General features: G+C 58.6%; 14 protein-coding genes. 12 read left to right on the top strand and 2 right to left on the bottom strand.

Features of this window, described 5'->3' with window-relative positions; genetic code table 11:
- Nucleotides 1-481 precede the first annotated feature (481 nt).
- On the bottom strand, nt 482-760 hold the full coding sequence (locus GDN47_RS21120) for a PsiF family protein (protein ID WP_113333747.1): 279 nt from the start codon (nt 758-760) through the stop codon (nt 482-484).
- 282 nt (nt 761-1,042) lie between these two features.
- On the opposite strand from GDN47_RS21120, the gene GDN47_RS21115 reads away from it, so the two are divergent.
- Together GDN47_RS21115 and GDN47_RS21110 are read left to right on the top strand one after the other, a co-directional pair.
- Nucleotides 1,043-1,810, top strand: coding sequence for a cytochrome c biogenesis CcdA family protein (locus GDN47_RS21115; RefSeq protein ID WP_145320121.1), 768 nt, complete (start codon nt 1,043-1,045; stop codon nt 1,808-1,810).
- A gap of 63 nt (nt 1,811-1,873) precedes the next feature.
- Nucleotides 1,874-2,836, top strand: a complete 963-nt coding sequence (locus GDN47_RS21110; RefSeq protein WP_113352562.1) for an AEC family transporter — start codon at nt 1,874-1,876, stop codon at nt 2,834-2,836.
- Here GDN47_RS21110 and GDN47_RS21105 read toward each other — a convergent pair.
- The gene (locus GDN47_RS21105; RefSeq protein ID WP_145320119.1) at nt 2,813-4,015 is read right to left on the bottom strand and encodes a UbiH/UbiF family hydroxylase; all 1,203 of its coding nucleotides are present in this window, start codon (nt 4,013-4,015) and stop codon (nt 2,813-2,815) included. The genes GDN47_RS21110 and GDN47_RS21105 overlap by 24 nt on opposite strands.
- Before the next feature lie 212 nt (nt 4,016-4,227).
- On the opposite strand from GDN47_RS21105, the gene pcsA reads away from it, so the two are divergent.
- The 10 genes from pcsA (at nt 4,228) to yjfF (ending at nt 15,439) form a co-directional block, all read left to right on the top strand.
- A complete protein-coding gene (gene pcsA / locus GDN47_RS21100) occupies nt 4,228-4,953 on the top strand; it encodes a phosphatidylcholine synthase (RefSeq protein WP_145320117.1) in 726 nt (241 codons plus the stop codon).
- A 12-nt stretch (nt 4,954-4,965) separates the two neighbouring features.
- Nucleotides 4,966-5,949 carry a quinone oxidoreductase family protein gene (locus tag GDN47_RS21095; protein WP_152094191.1) on the top strand — a complete coding sequence of 328 codons (984 nt, stop codon included), beginning with the start codon at nt 4,966-4,968 and terminating at the stop codon, nt 5,947-5,949.
- A 41-nt stretch (nt 5,950-5,990) separates the two neighbouring features.
- Nucleotides 5,991-7,565, top strand: a complete 1,575-nt coding sequence (locus tag GDN47_RS21090) for an ABC transporter ATP-binding protein (RefSeq protein ID WP_152094190.1) — start codon at nt 5,991-5,993, stop codon at nt 7,563-7,565.
- The gene (locus tag GDN47_RS21085) at nt 7,555-8,640 is read left to right on the top strand and encodes an ABC transporter permease (protein WP_145320113.1); all 1,086 of its coding nucleotides are present in this window, start codon (nt 7,555-7,557) and stop codon (nt 8,638-8,640) included. The genes GDN47_RS21090 and GDN47_RS21085 overlap by 11 nt, the downstream gene beginning before the upstream one ends.
- Nucleotides 8,637-9,557: an ABC transporter permease gene (locus tag GDN47_RS21080; RefSeq protein ID WP_113352558.1), complete on the top strand. Its 921-nt coding sequence runs from the start codon at nt 8,637-8,639 to the stop codon at nt 9,555-9,557. The genes GDN47_RS21085 and GDN47_RS21080 overlap by 4 nt, the downstream gene beginning before the upstream one ends.
- Before the next feature lie 53 nt (nt 9,558-9,610).
- Nucleotides 9,611-10,687, top strand: a complete 1,077-nt coding sequence (locus GDN47_RS21075; RefSeq protein WP_069612139.1) for a BMP family ABC transporter substrate-binding protein — start codon at nt 9,611-9,613, stop codon at nt 10,685-10,687.
- Nucleotides 10,688-10,831: 144 nt separating this feature from the next.
- Entirely contained in the window at nt 10,832-11,794 is a 963-nt protein-coding gene (gene ytfQ, locus GDN47_RS21070; RefSeq protein WP_069612140.1) for a galactofuranose ABC transporter, galactofuranose-binding protein YtfQ, read from the top strand.
- A gap of 131 nt (nt 11,795-11,925) precedes the next feature.
- Nucleotides 11,926-13,449 carry a galactofuranose ABC transporter, ATP-binding protein YtfR gene (gene ytfR, locus GDN47_RS21065; protein ID WP_152094189.1) on the top strand — a complete coding sequence of 508 codons (1,524 nt, stop codon included), beginning with the start codon at nt 11,926-11,928 and terminating at the stop codon, nt 13,447-13,449.
- A complete protein-coding gene (locus tag GDN47_RS21060) occupies nt 13,446-14,474 on the top strand; it encodes an ABC transporter permease (protein ID WP_152094188.1) in 1,029 nt (342 codons plus the stop codon). Before ytfR ends, GDN47_RS21060 begins: the two co-directional genes overlap by 4 nt.
- On the top strand, nt 14,471-15,439 hold the full coding sequence (yjfF, locus tag GDN47_RS21055) for a galactofuranose ABC transporter, permease protein YjfF (RefSeq protein WP_113333756.1): 969 nt from the start codon (nt 14,471-14,473) through the stop codon (nt 15,437-15,439). Before GDN47_RS21060 ends, yjfF begins: the two co-directional genes overlap by 4 nt.
- The last annotated feature ends 16 nt before the right edge of the window (nt 15,440-15,455 follow it).

Here is a 15,455-nt window from a genome sequence, read left to right as displayed (position 1 = left end):
TCAGATAGTTAGTCTGCGATGCTGCTTCCGAAGGGGGAGGGTTTATGGCGGGTCTCAACTTCCTGCTCCGTCTATTGATTTGACCGGATAGGGATGGACTGTAATGTCAGTCGGTTTCCCGGGTTTGTCTCGTTTATTGCAGAACGTTGCTATGGCTGCGAGAGAGCCAAGCCCGCAATCGAAGTCGACAATGAGCGGGTGATAGCCGGATAACGCACACTCACGCCGGCCGGCATCAATGGCACTAGCCTGCAAGGTCATCTTAGAAAAGGCGACAACGGTTTTCCGTCCGGAATTCGGCGAGAACAACAGGATATGTCCGACTAAAGGATCGCAGCACAAGCGATCGTCGCAAGCAAACAGCGTTCAGACGCCGCAGCTCGGTCTTTCCGTCGGGATTATTTGATGGGAGCGCCGTAGTGGTCAACTCTACCGCCAGCTGGACGGCAAAGTTGACCACGATTCGAGAATGAAACGAGTTTTAGGCCTTGCCGCCGTTCTTCTTGCAATCGCTTCGGAACTTGGCACGTGCCTTTCCATGCAGACCCTTGGCGTCAGCCTGAGCCGAACATGCCTTTGAAACGGCGGTTTGGGCAGGCTTCGTTGCCTTCGGCTTCATCGTATTTGTCGTCGACGGGGTCGACGTCGTTGCGCTCGGGGTTGTCGTGGTCGTGCTGGGGGTGGTCGCCGTTTGTGCCATGGCACTTACGCTGAAGAGTGCGACAAAGGCTGCAGTCGTGAACATAGTAGCAATACGCATGGGGGCTTTTCCTCCGCTGAGTAGCTGGGGTGGAATGTACGTTGTTCGACGAACATCAACAGCTTGAACCAATATTTTTACAAAAGCAATTCGTTCATCAGCCGGCTCCGCGACCCTTGGTCACGCCCGGAAAATCGGGCGAAATCGAGATTTTGCAATAGTCTGAAGGTCTCTCAATTCCGTCAACTTTAAGGCAAGACAGGGCCTGCTCGAAAAGGTGATTGGCTTTCCGATTCCAGCACCGTTAGGAAGGGAGCCGGAATGACATAGCCGGAGTCCATCGTGTCGCTTGCCGATATCTCGCTTCTGAGTGCCTTGCTCGCCGGAGCGCTTTCGTTTCTTTCACCCTGCGTGCTGCCGCTCGTGCCGCCCTATCTCTGCTACATGGCGGGAATCTCGGTCGAGCAGTTTCGCGGAGGCGGTGCAGCGGTAGCGGGAGGCCCGAGTGTTCCTGGCCCGAGCGTTCGCGGCAATGTGCTGATGTCGGCACTGTTCTTCACCTTGGGATTTGCCACCGTATTTGTCGCGCTCGGCGCCGGTGCGTCCTCGATCGGCATGCTTTTGCGCCAGCACCTCGATATTCTCGCCAAGATCGGCGGTTTGATCATCGTCATCATGGGGCTGAACTTCCTCGGCGTCTTCCGCATCGGCCTTCTCGCCCGGGAGGCGCGCTTCCAGAGCGGCGGCAAGCCGGCGACACTGACGGGCGCTTATATCATGGGCCTTGCCTTTGCTTTCGGCTGGACGCCTTGCATCGGCCCGGTGCTTGGCGCCATCCTCGGCATTGCCGCCTCGCGTGAAACGGTGGGAGCCGGTGCGGGCCTGCTTGCCGTCTATTCGCTCGGGCTTGCCATCCCCTTCTGGATCGCCGCCGGCTTTTCCGGCGCCTTCATGCGCTTTCTCTCCCGCTTCCGCCGCCATCTCGGCACGGTCGAAAAGATCATGGGCGGGCTTCTAGTGCTGACAGGTCTCGCTTTCATCTTCGGCTATGTGAGCGACATGGCGATCTGGTTTCAGCAAACCTTTCCAATCCTGATGAAAATCGGCTAAGTCGGGCAATACCTTCCGCCTTCTTTTTCCCGGCAAATGGAATATGCCCGATGGCTGACCCCCATGGCTGATATTGTTGGTCTGCTGCTGCCATTCTTCGGTCTGATCCTGATCGGCTATGTTGCCGCGCGCATTACAAAGCAGCCGGCAGAAGCGCTCGGCTGGCTGAATACGTTCATTATCTACGCAGCATTGCCGGCGCTGTTCTTCAGGCTCGTTTCGCAGACGCCGATCGAACAGCTGACTCGGATCGACTTCATCGCCACCGATATCGCCGCGACTTACTCGATTTTCCTGCTGCTGTTCCTGATCGGCCACTTCCTGCGCCGCAATTCGCTTGCCGACAGCACTATCCAGGCCTTTGCCGGCGCCTATGGCAATATCGGCTACATGGGGCCGGGGCTTGCGCTACTGGCGCTCGGCGAACGGGCCGCGGTTCCGGTAGCGCTGATCGTGTGCTTTGAAAACGCACTGCATTTCATTGTCGCGCCTGCCCTGATGGCGCTGGAAGGCGGCGACAAGCGATCGCCATGGCGCGTTGCTGCCGATATCGCCCGGAAGGTACTGCTGCACCCTTTCATCCTGTCGACAGCGCTGGGTTTTGTCGTGGCTGCGTTATCGCTGCACCAACCGATCGCCTTCGAGCGATTTGTCAATTATCTCGCACAAGCGGCTGCACCTTGTGCACTATTTGCCATGGGGGTAACGCTCGCGCTGCGTCCGCTGAAGCGGGTTCCAGTCGAGATCGGCTATATCGTGCCGGCAAAGCTCATCCTGCATCCATTGGTCGTCTATGTCGTCCTGCAAGCTGTCGGCGGCTTCGATCCGATCTGGATCGAGGCGGCCGTATTGCTGGCGGCGTTGCCGACGGCAACGAACGTCTTCGTCATCGGCCAGCAATATGGTGTCTGGCAGGAGCGGGCCTCCGCTACCATCCTGATCACCACGGCCTGTTCCGTGGTGACGGTTTCGCTGGTGCTCTATCTGATAAAGTCCGGCACCTTACCGGCGCAGCTTTTCCCGTAATGCCGACGAAAAGTTGCGCAGGCCGCCACCCGGTTCGATACCCTCGCGCATGACGATGTTGCGCAGCGGAGCAATGGCCGAAAGCACATGCAGGCCTGCCGCGCGCAGCATCTGTACCGGCAGGAAGTCCGACAGCAGCGAACGATTGAGAAGATCGACGCTTGCCGTGCGGCTGATGATGTCAGCACGTCTCTTGCGGTCGAAACTATCGCCCGATGTGGCCGGGATCGGCTGGTCCCCCCGCGTGCAGAGAATATCCGTCAGCGCCAGGATATCGCGAAGGCTGAGATTGAGGCCCTGCGCGCCGATTGGGGGGAAGACATGGGCTGCTTCGCCGATCAGCGCGGCGCGGCCTTTGCCGAAGCGATAGGCTGTCATGCCTGAAAGGGGCCAGACCTGCACGCTGTCCTCGATCGTGACCTGGCCGAGCATCGATTGCATCCGCTCCTCGACCAGTCGGCCGAGTTCTTCGAGCGACTTCTCTGCGTTGGCTGCCGCTTCGGCCGGCTTCTGAACCCAGACGAGGCTGGAGCGCCGGCCGGGCAGAGGCACCTGCGTAAACGGACCGCTTTCGGTATGGAATTCCGTGGAGATGTTCTGATGCGACAGGCTATGCGAAAAATTCAGAACCATTGCCGATTGCGGATAGGACCAGCCCTTGGTCTTGATTCCGAGCGTCTCTCGCACCATCGAATTGCGGCCGTCCGCGCCGACGACGAATGCCGCATCGATCGAATCGCCATTGTCGAGGGTAATCGATACGCCATCATCGCCGAAGGTGATCTCGGAAGCCGTGGCTTCGATGCGGCTGACATTGCCTTCCGCTTCGATGGCTTGGCTGAGATTGTCGAGCAACACGGAATTCGGAATATTGTAGCCGAAGGCATCCAGGCCGATTTCGGACGATCGGAACGAGACGGTCGGCGCCCGCAACAGTCGCGATGTGCCGTCTATGATGCGCATCGTCGTCAGCGGCGCGGCTGAAGGTACGATCCTGTCCCACAGCGTCAGGCGTTCCAGAAAGCGGATCGACTGATCCATCAGCGCCGTCGTCCGCTTGTCGGCCTTGCTGTGCGGCGCCACGACAAGGGCGACGGATCTTCCGCCGCGTGCCAGCGCGAAAGCCGTGATCATGCCGGCGAGTCCACCGCCGATAACGGCCACTTCAATCTGCTTCATATCGATGCCTCAATTGCCTTTGGTTCTGAAAATAAGCGCTTAGCCTGTTGAAATCCATGGGATGAAACATCGCAACGGGTGAAAATGACAGTGAGTCGCGCTAGCGTGCCGCAATGAACGCTTTTGCGCTGGCGATGCCGACCAAAGGATGCATATTAGCAAGAAAAACCGCCTGCCGGGGCAGGTGAATAAGCTGACGAGTCGTGGGGCGGATGAAAATCTTCAATTACAAGCGGGTGCCTTATGCGGAGATGCGTGCTTTCTCCGTTCATATACTGACGGCATCCGGATCGTTTCTCGCCTTTCTCGGTGTCGTCGCGGCGTCGGAACATCGCTTCGTCGATATGTTCTGGTGGCTTGGCCTGGCGCTGCTGGTCGATGGCATAGACGGGCCGATCGCGCGCAAGGTCCGCGTGAAGGAAGTTCTGCCAAACTGGTCCGGCGACACGCTCGACAACATCATCGATTACGTCACCTACGTGCTCCTGCCGGCCTTCGCGCTCTATGAGAGCGGTATGATCGGCGAGCCCTGGTCGTTTGTCGCCGCCGGCATGATCGTGGTTTCCAGTGCCATCTATTACGCCGATACCGGCATGAAGACGGACGAATATTTCTTCTCCGGCTTTCCGGTGGTCTGGAACATGGTGATTTTCACGCTTTTCGTCATCGGCGCCAGCGCCACGACAGCCATCATCCTCGTCGGCGTTTCCGTCGTCCTGACCTTCCTGCCGATCAATTTTCTTCATCCCGTGCGCGTCAAGCGCTTGCGGCCGTTGAACCTTGGCATATTTCTCTTCTGGTCGGCGCTTGGCATCTATTCGCTGCTGATGCATTTCGTCATGCCGCAATGGGCGGTTGTCCTGTTCATCGTCAGCGGGATTTATCTTTATTGCATCGGTGCCGTGCTGCAGTTTTTCCCGTCCCTCGGACGTCAGTAAGGATTGTGCATCATGAAGAAGACCAAGGCTATCCGTATTCATGAAAATGGCGGTCCGGAGGTCATGAAGCTGGAGGAGGTGGATTTGCCGCCTCCCGGCGCGGGTGAGGTGCAGCTTCGTCACGCCGCGATCGGCCTCAACTTTATCGATGTCTATTTTCGCTCAGGCCTTTACAAGGCGCCTCAATTTCCATTGCCGCTCGGTAAGGAAGCTGCGGGAACGATCACCGAAGTCGGGCCTGGCGTAACCGATTTTGCCGTCGGCGATCGCGTTGCCTATGCCGGCAGTGATGGCGCCTACAGCATCGAACGCAACATCGAGACCCGGCATCTGGTCAAAGTGCCCGATGATATTCCGCTTGAAACCGCGGCATCCATGATGCTGAAGGGCATGACGGCCGAGTATCTGCTGAACCGCACCTTCAAGGTTGGTCCTGGAACGACGCTGTTGTTTCATGCGGCTGCAGGCGGTGTTGGCCTGATTGCCGGCCAATGGGCTAAGGCTCTCGGCGCCCAAACCGTCATCGGCACTGCCGGTTCCGCCGAAAAGGTCGAACTAGCGCTGGCGCACGGCTACGACCACGTCATCGACTACAGCAAAGAGAATTTTGCCGAGCGTGTCCGCGAGATTACCGGAGGCAAGGGTGTCGATGTCGTCTATGACTCGGTGGGCAAGGACACGTTTCCGCAGTCGCTCGATTGCCTGAAGCCGCGCGGGATGTGGGTCACCTTCGGTCAGTCTTCCGGCCCGATCGAGAATTTCAATCTTGCCATCCTCAATCAGAAGGGCTCGCTCTTTGCCACTCGGCCGAGCCTTTTTGCCTATGTCGGCACAGCTGAGGAGTTGAGAGCCAGTGCAAAGGCGTTATTTGCTGTTGTGCAAAGCAGCAAAGTGCGTATCAATATTCATCAAACTTATCCGCTTGTTGATGCAGGGCGCGCGCACGCGGATTTGGAAGCCAGGAAAACGAGTGGAACTACACTACTGATCCCATAGATCCGTAAAGGGCAGGACGGTGGGAAGGAAATGAGGGGAACGTGTCGTCATCCGATGCGCCGGCAACCGGTGCACTATTGTCGGTTCGCAAACTGACGAAACTGTTCGGCAGTTTTACTGCTTGCAACGAAATCGATCTTGAAATCCAGCCGGGAGAAATTCACGCTCTCCTCGGAGAAAACGGCGCAGGGAAATCCACGCTCGTCAAGATGCTGTTCGGCGTGCTCGAACCGTCGCATGGACAGATCGTCTGGCAAGGGCAACCTGTGTCGATCGACGCGCCGGGCACGGCGCGCAAGCTCGGCATCGGCATGGTATTTCAGCATTTTTCTTTGTTCGAAGCGCTGACTGTCGCGGAAAATATAGCGCTCTCGCTCGACAGCAATATCCCGCTCGCAAAAATTTCCGAGGAAGCCGCAAAGCTCTCTCACGCCTATGGCTTGCCGCTCGATCCGAATGCACATGTCGCCGATCTTTCGGTTGGCGAACGCCAGCGCATCGAGATCGTGCGGGCGCTTCTGCAAAACCCCAAACTGATCATTCTTGACGAGCCAACCTCCGTTTTGACACCGCAGGAAGCCGATCGCCTTTTCGAGACCCTGTTTAAGTTGAGAGACGAAGGACGCTCGGTGCTTTACATCAGCCATCGGCTGGAGGAGGTGCAGCGCATCTGTTCGCGCGCCACCGTCCTGCGCCACGGCAAAGTTACGGGCGCCTGCGATCCGCGCCAGGAAACGACCGGTTCGCTCGCTCGTATGATGGTCGGCAACGATGTCGCCAGCGTGCAGCACGAGGGCCTCGGTGCGAAGGGAGATATTCTTCTGGAGATTGCCGGTCTTTCGGCACCTGCGCGAACCCCGTTTGTCATGGCACTGAAGGACGTTTCCCTGCGTGTGCGCGCCGGCGAGATCCTGGCGATTGCCGGGGTTGCCGGTAACGGCCAAGGCGAATTGTTCGATGTTATTTCCGGCGAATATACAGTCGCGGCAGATGATCTCGTCCAATTGCGCGGCAAGTCCGTCGGCACCAAGGGCATTAATGCGCGCCGACTGATCGGCGCAGGTTTCGTGCCGGAGGAACGCCACGGTCATGCTGCGGTATCCGCATTGAAGCTGTCGGATAACCTCGTGCTCGCCAGGCATCAGTCGGACCGCAAGTCGTTTCTGGGTGGTGGCTTCTTCAACGTCATCAGGCACGGCGCGGTCAAGCAGGCGACGAAGCGCATCTGCGAGGCGATGGATGTGCGCAAGAGCGGCGAGGATCCGGCTGCCGGCGCCTTGTCCGGCGGCAATCTGCAGAAGTTCATCGTCGGCCGCGAACTGGATCGCCAGCCAAGCGTGCTCGTCGTCAACCAGCCGACCTGGGGCGTCGATGCCGGCGCTGCGAGCCGCATCCGCCAGGCACTGGTCGATCTCGCCCGCGACGGCTCGGCCGTGCTCGTCATCAGCCAGGATCTGGATGAGATTTTTGAAGTCGCGACCGATATTGCCGTCATTTCGGAAGGGCGGCTGTCACCGTCCTATCCGGCCGGCGAGTTGACGCGCGAAAAGATCGGCCTGCTGATGGGCGGGCTGCATGAATCGAAGACGCATTCGGAGCCTGCACATGCGCATTGAACTCGAAAAGCGCCCGCAGGTCTCGAAGCTGTTCGGCTTCCTGTCGCCGTTACTTGCTCTCGCATTGGCGCTGATCGCAGGCACCATCATGTTCGCCGTCATGGGCAAGGATCCCGTCGAGGCGCTCGACGCCTTTTTTGTCGAGCCTCTGCTGGAAGTGTGGTCGCTGCACGAATTGGCGATCAAGGCGGGGCCGCTGATCCTGATCGCCGTCGGCCTATGCCTCTGCTACCGTTCCAACAATTGGAATATCGGTGCCGAAGGCCAGTTCACGATGGGCGCAATCGCCGGATCATTCATCCCGATCGTCTTCACTGATTGGCATTCGCCGATGATCCTGCCTTTGATGCTGATCGCCGGCGCCATCGGCGGTGCACTCTATGCCGCCATTCCCGCGCTTTTGAAGGCGCATTTCAATACCAATGAGATCCTGACAAGCCTGATGCTTGTCTATATTGCGCAACTGTTCCTCGATTGGTTGTCGCGCGGGCCGTGGCGCGATCCGCAGGGCCATAATTTCCCCCAGAGCATCGATTTTCCGCCGGAAGCCGTTCTGCCGGCGATCTGGGAGGATTCCGGGCGCGCGCATTGGGGCATCGTCTTTGCCGTTATCGCGGCGATCCTTGCCTGGTTCGTTATGAAATATACGCTGAAAGGCTTTGAGATAAGCGTCCTCGGCCAGTCGGCGCGGGCAGGGCGTTTTGCCGGCTTTTCCTCGCGGAAAATGGTCTGGTTCGCCTTCCTCGTTTCGGGAGCGCTCTCGGGATTGGCCGGCATATCCGAAGTTTCGGGATCCATCGGCCATCTGCAGCCGGCGATCTCGCCGGGTTACGGTTTCACCGCCATCATCGTCGCCTTTCTTGCGCGCCTCAATCCGCTCGGAGCCATCCTTTCCGGTCTGGTGCTGGCGCTGACCTATCTCGGTGGTGAAGCCGCGCAATTATCGCCGGGGATATCAGCCAAGGCGGCCAGCGTTTTCCAGGGCCTCTTGCTATTTTTCGTGCTCTCCTGCGACACACTGATCTATTACAAAATCCGTGTGATCTGGTCGCGAGTCCGTGGAGGTGCGGCATGAGCGTTTTCGAAGCAATCCTCCTGACGATCATCACCGCATCGACGCCGCTCGTTATCGCTGGCCTCGGCGAATTGGTGGTGGAGCGCTCGGGCGTCCTCAACCTCGGCGTCGAAGGCATGATGATTATCGGCGCCGTCGCCGCTTTTGTCGGCGCGCAGATGAGCGGATCGCCCTATGTCGGCCTGCTGACCGGTATCATTGCCGGTGCGCTCTTCTCGCTGCTGTTCGGCTTCCTCACTCTGACGCTGGTGACGAACCAGGTGGCGACCGGTCTGGCGCTGACCATCCTGGGGCTCGGCCTTTCCGGCATGATCGGTGAAGGCTATGTCAGCGTGCCTGGCGTCCAGCTGCACGAGATCGTCTTCCCGTTCCTGTCGGATATTCCGCTGATCGGCTCGGTGCTGTTCAAGCAGGATCTGACCTTCTACCTCTCAATCGCGCTTCTGATCGGCGTGAATTGGTTCCTCTTCCGCAGCCGCGCCGGCCTGAAACTGCGTGCCGTCGGCGACAGCCATGGCTCCGCCCATGCGCTCGGCATCGACGTCATTCGCACGCGCTATCTCGCTGTGATGTTCGGTGGCGCCTGCGCCGGGCTTGCCGGCGCGCAGCTATCGCTCGTCTACACGCCGCAATGGGTGGAGAACATGTCGGCCGGCCGCGGTTGGGTGACGCTGGCGCTCGTCGTCTTCGCCTCCTGGCGGCCGATGCGTGTTCTGGCCGGCGGTTATCTCTTCGGCGCCGTAACGATCCTACAGTTCCATGCGCAGGGCTTCGGCGTCGGCATTCCCTCGCAATTCCTGTCGATGCTGCCCTATGCGTCGACTATTGTGGTTCTCGTCATCATCTCTCAAAATCGCCGTGCGACCTTGATCAACACGCCAGCGTCGCTCGGCAAGGCCTTCGTTCCGGAGCGTTGATTGCAACGGCCGGACCGATTTCTGCAAAACATGTCAAACCAGTAGGGGTAACCATGAAAAAACTAGCACTCGCCCTCACAACGACAGCGGCCGCCATCGTTGGTTTCGCTGCCGCTGCAGAAGCAGCACCGACCAAGGTCTGCTTCGTCTATGTCGGTTCGCACACGGACGGCGGCTATTCGCAGGCGCATGATCTCGGCCGTCAGCAGATCCAGAAGGAATTCGGCAACAAGATCGAGACGCCTTATCTCGAAAACGTACCGGAAGGCCCTGATGCCGAGCGCGCCATCGAGCGTCTCGCTCGCTCCGGCTGCTCGCTGATCTTCTCCACTTCGTTCGGCTTTATGGACGCGACCGTCAAGGTTGCCGCCAAGTTCCCGAAAGTGAAGTTCGAGCATGCGACCGGCTTCAAGAGCGGTCCGAATCTCGCGACCTATAACTCGCGCTTCTATGAAGGCCGCTATATCCTCGGCCAGATCGCCGCCAAGATGTCGAAAAACCATGGTGCCGCCTACATCGCGTCCTTCCCGATTCCGGAAGTCGTGATGGGCATCAACTCCTTCGAACAGGGCGCCCGCTCGATCGACCCGAGCTTCAAGCTGAAGGTCGTATGGGTCAACACCTGGTTCGACCCGGGCAAGGAAGCTGACGCCGCCAAGGCCATGGTCGACCAGGGCGTCGATATCCTGACGCAGCACACCGATACGACGGCGCCGATGCAGGTGGCTGAAGAGCGCGGCATCCATGCTTTCGGCCAGGCCTCCGACATGATCAAGGCTGGCCCGAAGGCACAGCTGACGGCGATTGTCGACACCTGGGGCAACTACTACTCCAAGCGCGTTCACGCACTGCTCGACGGCACCTGGAAGTCCGAACAGAGCTGGGACGGCCTCAAGGACGGTATCCTGAAGATGGCCGACTATACGAACATGCCCGACGACGTGAAGAAGATGGCCCAGGAAACCGAAGCCAAGATCAAATCCGGCGAGCTCGCGCCCTTCACCGGCCCGATCAACAAGCAGGACGGCACGCCCTGGCTGAAGGCCGGTGAAAAGGCTGACGACGGCACGCTGCTCGGCATGAATTTCTACATCGAAGGCGTGGACGACAAGCTGCCGGCTTCGAAGTAATCTCAGGCGAATAGTTAAAGTTGAGAAAAGGGTGCCTCGGGCGCCCTTTTTTGTTGCGCTGCATCATCGAATGTCGATTTACAAAAGTATTACTATATGATTTTTTGACGGCGGGCCTGAGGAGATGGCCTTTGGGAGATAATCATGAAGTTTAAGACCGCACTCGTTAGTGCTACGATTCTCGCTGCCTGCATGTTTACGTCGGCGTCGGCTAAAGACCTGGTTGTCGGCTTCTCGCAAATTGGTTCGGAGTCTGGCTGGCGCGCGGCTGAGACCACGTTGACCAAGCAGGAAGCCAAGAAGCGCGGCATCGACCTGAAATTCGCTGACGCGCAGCAGAAGCAGGAAAACCAGATCAAGGCGATCCGCTCGTTCATCGCGCAGGGTGTCGATGCGATCCTGCTGGCGCCCGTCGTCGAAACCGGCTGGGATGCCGTTCTGAAGGAAGCCAAGGAAGCAAAGATCCCGGTCATTCTGCTTGACCGCACGGTCGCCGCGCCGAAGGACCTTTATCTGACGGCTGTCACGTCTGACCTGGTTCATGAAGGCAAGGTTGCCGGCGACTGGCTCGTGAAGACAGTCGGCGACAAGAAGTGCAACATCGTCGAGTTGCAGGGCACGACCGGTTCCTCGCCGGCCATCGCCCGCAAGAAGGGCTTCGAGGAAGCCATCAAGGGTCATGACAACCTGAAGATCGTTCGCAGCCAGACCGGCGATTTCACTCGCGCCAAGGGCAAGGAAGTCATGGAAAGCTTCCTGAAGGCTGAAAACGGCGGCAAGGATATCTGCGCGCTCTACGCTCACAACGACGATATGGCCGTCGGCGCCATTCAGGCTATCAAGGAAGCCGGCCTGAAGCCGGGCAAGGACATCCTGACCGTGTCGATCGATTCGGTTCCGGATCTCTTCAAGGCCATGGCTGCCGGTGAAGCCAACGCAACCGTGGAGCTGACGCCGAACATGGCTGGTCCGGCCTTCGATGCACTCGATGCCTACCTGAAGACCAAGAAAGAGCCGCCGAAGTGGATCCAGACGGAATCCAAGCTCTACACGCAGGCCGATGATCCGCAGAAGGTCTACGAGCAGAAGAAGGACCTCGGCTACTAAGACGAAAGCCCATCGCACCGAATCGGCAATGCCGCGCCGGTGCGATATCGTGTGCAAGATGCCGGCGCACCCGTAGAATGCGCCGGCTATCGCTTTCGCAATTTGATTCATTCCAAGGAAATTCGCGCTTCATGGCTCACGACGTAGAGCGACTTCTGACGGCGACAGGTTTTTGTAAATATTTCCCTGGTTCGACCGCTCTCGATCATGTCGATTTCACATTGATGCGCGGCGAGGTTCATGCGCTTCTCGGCGAGAACGGTGCTGGAAAATCGACCCTGATCAAATGCATGACCGGGGCCTATCGCCGCGATGCGGGTACTCTGGTTCTCGATGGAGCCGAGATCGATCCGCATGACACGCTTGCCGCGCAGAAGCTCGGTATTGGAACGGTCTACCAGGAAGTGAACCTGCTGCCCAATCTGAGCGTGGCGGAAAACCTGTTTCTGGGTCGTCAGCCGCGGCGGTTCGGTATGGTCACCAGCCGCGTCATGAACAAGATGGCGAGAGATCTGCTGTCACAATATGGCTTGGATATCGATGTCAGCCGCCAGCTCGATCGCTTTTCAGTCGCCATACAGCAGGTGATCGCTATTGCCCGCGCGGTCGATCTCTCTGGCAAGGTGCTCATTCTCGATGAGCCCACTGCGAGCCTGGATACGCATGAAGTCGAGATGCTGTTCGGTATCGTCAGGCGATTGAAACAGCGCGGGCTCGGAATTGTCTTCATTACGCATTTCCTGGAGCAGGTTTACGAAATCTGCGATCGCATCACCGTTCTCCGCAACGGCCGGCTGGTCGGCACGCGCGAGGCGGACGGTCTTCCGCGGCAGACCCTGATCGCCATGATGCTTGGCCGCGAACTCGCCGAGACTGAAAGCACGATCAAGCAGAGCGAGACGGAAAGCGGCCCGGTCAAATATCACTTCACGAATTTCGGCAAGCGCGGCAAGATCAAGCCGTTCGACATGGAGGTGCGCGTCGGCGAAGTGGTCGGCATTGCCGGCCTGCTCGGCTCGGGGCGGACGGAGACCGCCGAAGTGCTCTTCGGCGTTGAGCGCGCCGACAGCGGCGAGGCGAAGATCGAAGGCAAGCCCGTTGCACTTTCCAGTCCGCGCGCCGCGATCAAGAGCGGCTTCGGCTTTTGTCCGGAAGATCGCAAGACCGATGGGATCATCGGTGATCTCTCCATTCGCGAAAATATCATCATGGCGCTGCAGGCAAGGCGCGGCTGGGCAAGGCCCTTGCCGCGCAGCGAGCAGAACGCCATCGCCGATCGCTACATCAAGGCGCTGGATATCCGCACGACCGACCGGGAAAAGCCGATCAGGCTCCTTTCAGGCGGTAACCAGCAGAAAGCGATTCTTGCGCGCTGGCTGGCGACCAATCCGAGCTTCCTCATCCTGGATGAACCGACGCGCGGCATCGATGTCGGTGCCCATGCGGAAATCATCCGATTGATCGAGGATCTCTGCCGGCAGGGAATGTCCCTGGTGGTCATTTCATCCGAACTCGAGGAGCTTGTCGCCTATAGTTCGCGAGTCATCGTCCTGCGCGACCGCGAACATATTGCTGAGTTGACCGGCAGTGAGATAACGGCCGGAAATATCGTCGAGGCTATCGCTACGGCTCAAAAGACGCGGGAGGACGCATGAGCTCGCCCATCAAAACCTCCTTGCTTCGGCTGATGCCTCAGCTCATTGCACTCGCGGTTATTCTTCTGTTGAATTTCATCATGTTCCCGCATTTCTTTCATCTGGAAGTTCAGAACGGAAGACTCTACGGGAGCTTGGTAGACGTACTTAATCGCGGTGCGCCGGTAGCGCTGCTCGCCATCGGCATGACGCTGGTCATCGCCACGAAAGGGATCGATCTGTCCGTCGGGGCGGTCATCGCGATTTGCGGTGCTGTCGCGGCTTCTTCGATTGTTGCCGGCTACTCGCTTTCCTATACGCTGCTCTTGACGATCGGCATCGGTCTGGCATGTGGACTCTGGAACGGATTCCTCGTCGCTGTACTCGATATCCAGCCCATCATCGCGACGCTGGTGCTGATGGTGGCCGGCCGCGGCATTGCGCAATTGATCACTGAGGGGGCGATCCTCACCTTCAACAATGACGGGCTGATCTTCCTTGGCAGCGGCTCCTTCGCCGCCCTGCCGATGCCTGTCGTGATCTGGCTTGTCGCTGCGCTTCTGGTGATCGCTCTGGTGCGGCGCACAGCTCTCGGAATGCTGGTCGAAGCCATTGGCATCAATCGCCGGGCAAGCACCTTGTCCGGTATCCGGACCCCGGTCCTGCTGATTGCGGTTTACGCATTGAGCGGCCTTTGTGCCTCCATCGCCGGCATCATCGTCACGGCCGATATCAAGGGTGCGGACGCCAACAATGCCGGTCTGTGGCTTGAGCTGGACGCGATCCTTGCGGTCGTGGTTGGTGGCAATTCGCTGCTTGGTGGCCGTTTCAGCATCGTCGGTTCGCTGATCGGCGCGATGATCATTCAATCGGTCAATACAGGCATCCTGCTCTCCGGCTTTCCGCCGGAGTTCAATCTGGTGATCAAGGCGATCATCGTCATCGTCATTCTGGTCATCCAATCCCCCGCCATGCAGTCCGCAACCGCATTCTTCTGGCGCCGGCGCGGCGAGGGGCAAATGGTGCAAAAGGAGCAGGCAAAGTGAATTCGAAATATCTCCCGCTGCTTGCGACCATCGTCATTTTCATTCTGGCTTATGCCGGCTGCGTGACACAGTATCCCAACATGCTGTCGACGCGCGTGATCGGCAACCTTTTGACCGATAATGCCTTTCTCGGTATCGCAGCTGTCGGCATGACATTCGTCATCATCTCCGGCGGAATTGATCTGTCCATCGGATCGGTCATTGCCTTTACCGGCGTGTTCCTGGCGATCGTCCTTCGCGATACCACGATCCATCCCCTGATCGCTTTCGCTCTGGTCCTTGTGATCACGACAATTTTTGGCGCCGGCATGGGCGCCATCATCCACTATCTCAGCATGCCGCCCTTCATCGTGACGCTGGCCGGCATGTTCCTGGCGCGGGGCATTGCCTTCGTGCTGTCGATCGACAGCATTCCGATAGAGCATGATTTCTACTCTCAGCTCAATGATCTCTATTGGCTGATGCCCGGCGGCGGCCGGCTGACTTTGATCGGCGGTCTCATGCTGCTCGTCTTTGCCGGCGGCATTGTGCTGGCGCATCGCACCCGTTTTGGTGCCAATGTCTACGCGCTGGGTGGGGGTGCGCAGACCGCGGAACTGATGGGCGTGCCCGTGGGAAGAACGACGATCCAGATCTACGCTCTGTCCGGCTTTCTTGCCGGTCTATCCGGAATCGTTTTTTCCATTTATACCTCAGCGGGATATTCGCTTGCCACGGTCGGCGTCGAACTCGATGCGATCGCTGCCGTGGTTATAGGCGGAACACTGCTGACGGGAGGAGCGGGGTTCGTCGGAGGAACACTCATCGGAATTCTCATACAGGGCTTGATTCAGACCTACATCACCTTCGATGGAACGCTTTCCAGCTGGTGGACGAAGATATTGATCGGCTTGTTGCTGTTTGCCTTTATTCTGATGCAGAAGGGTCTCCTGCTGCTTTCCCGCTTGAATCGACGATATGCCTGAGGGAGGGACAGAGCGC

Origin of the sequence: Martinezella dioscoreae (genome assembly GCF_009176305.1) — a bacterium.
GTDB classification, from domain to species: domain Bacteria; phylum Pseudomonadota; class Alphaproteobacteria; order Rhizobiales; family Rhizobiaceae; genus Rhizobium; species Rhizobium dioscoreae.
The sequence above is the reverse complement of the archived record's forward strand: the minus strand, read 5'-3'. Positions and strand labels throughout refer to the sequence as shown.

Bases quoted from the DNA above. Each gene is read 5' to 3' on its own strand.
- GDN47_RS21080 (WP_113352558.1), top strand. From the start codon at position 8,637: ATGAGCGTTTTCGAAGCAATCCTCCTGACGATCATCACCGCATCGACG.
- GDN47_RS21095 (WP_152094191.1), top strand. From the start codon at position 4,966: ATGAAGAAGACCAAGGCTATCCGTATTCATGAAAATGGCGGTCCGGAG.
- pcsA (WP_145320117.1), top strand. From the start codon at position 4,228: ATGAAAATCTTCAATTACAAGCGGGTGCCTTATGCGGAGATGCGTGCT.
- ytfR (WP_152094189.1), top strand. From the start codon at position 11,926: ATGGCTCACGACGTAGAGCGACTTCTGACGGCGACAGGTTTTTGTAAA.
- GDN47_RS21075 (WP_069612139.1), top strand. From the start codon at position 9,611: ATGAAAAAACTAGCACTCGCCCTCACAACGACAGCGGCCGCCATCGTT.
- GDN47_RS21120 (WP_113333747.1), bottom strand. From the start codon at position 760: ATGCGTATTGCTACTATGTTCACGACTGCAGCCTTTGTCGCACTCTTC.
- GDN47_RS21105 (WP_145320119.1), bottom strand. From the start codon at position 4,015: ATGAAGCAGATTGAAGTGGCCGTTATCGGCGGTGGACTCGCCGGCATG.
- GDN47_RS21085 (WP_145320113.1), top strand. From the start codon at position 7,555: ATGCGCATTGAACTCGAAAAGCGCCCGCAGGTCTCGAAGCTGTTCGGC.
- ytfQ (WP_069612140.1), top strand. From the start codon at position 10,832: ATGAAGTTTAAGACCGCACTCGTTAGTGCTACGATTCTCGCTGCCTGC.
- GDN47_RS21060 (WP_152094188.1), top strand. From the start codon at position 13,446: ATGAGCTCGCCCATCAAAACCTCCTTGCTTCGGCTGATGCCTCAGCTC.
- GDN47_RS21110 (WP_113352562.1), top strand. From the start codon at position 1,874: ATGGCTGATATTGTTGGTCTGCTGCTGCCATTCTTCGGTCTGATCCTG.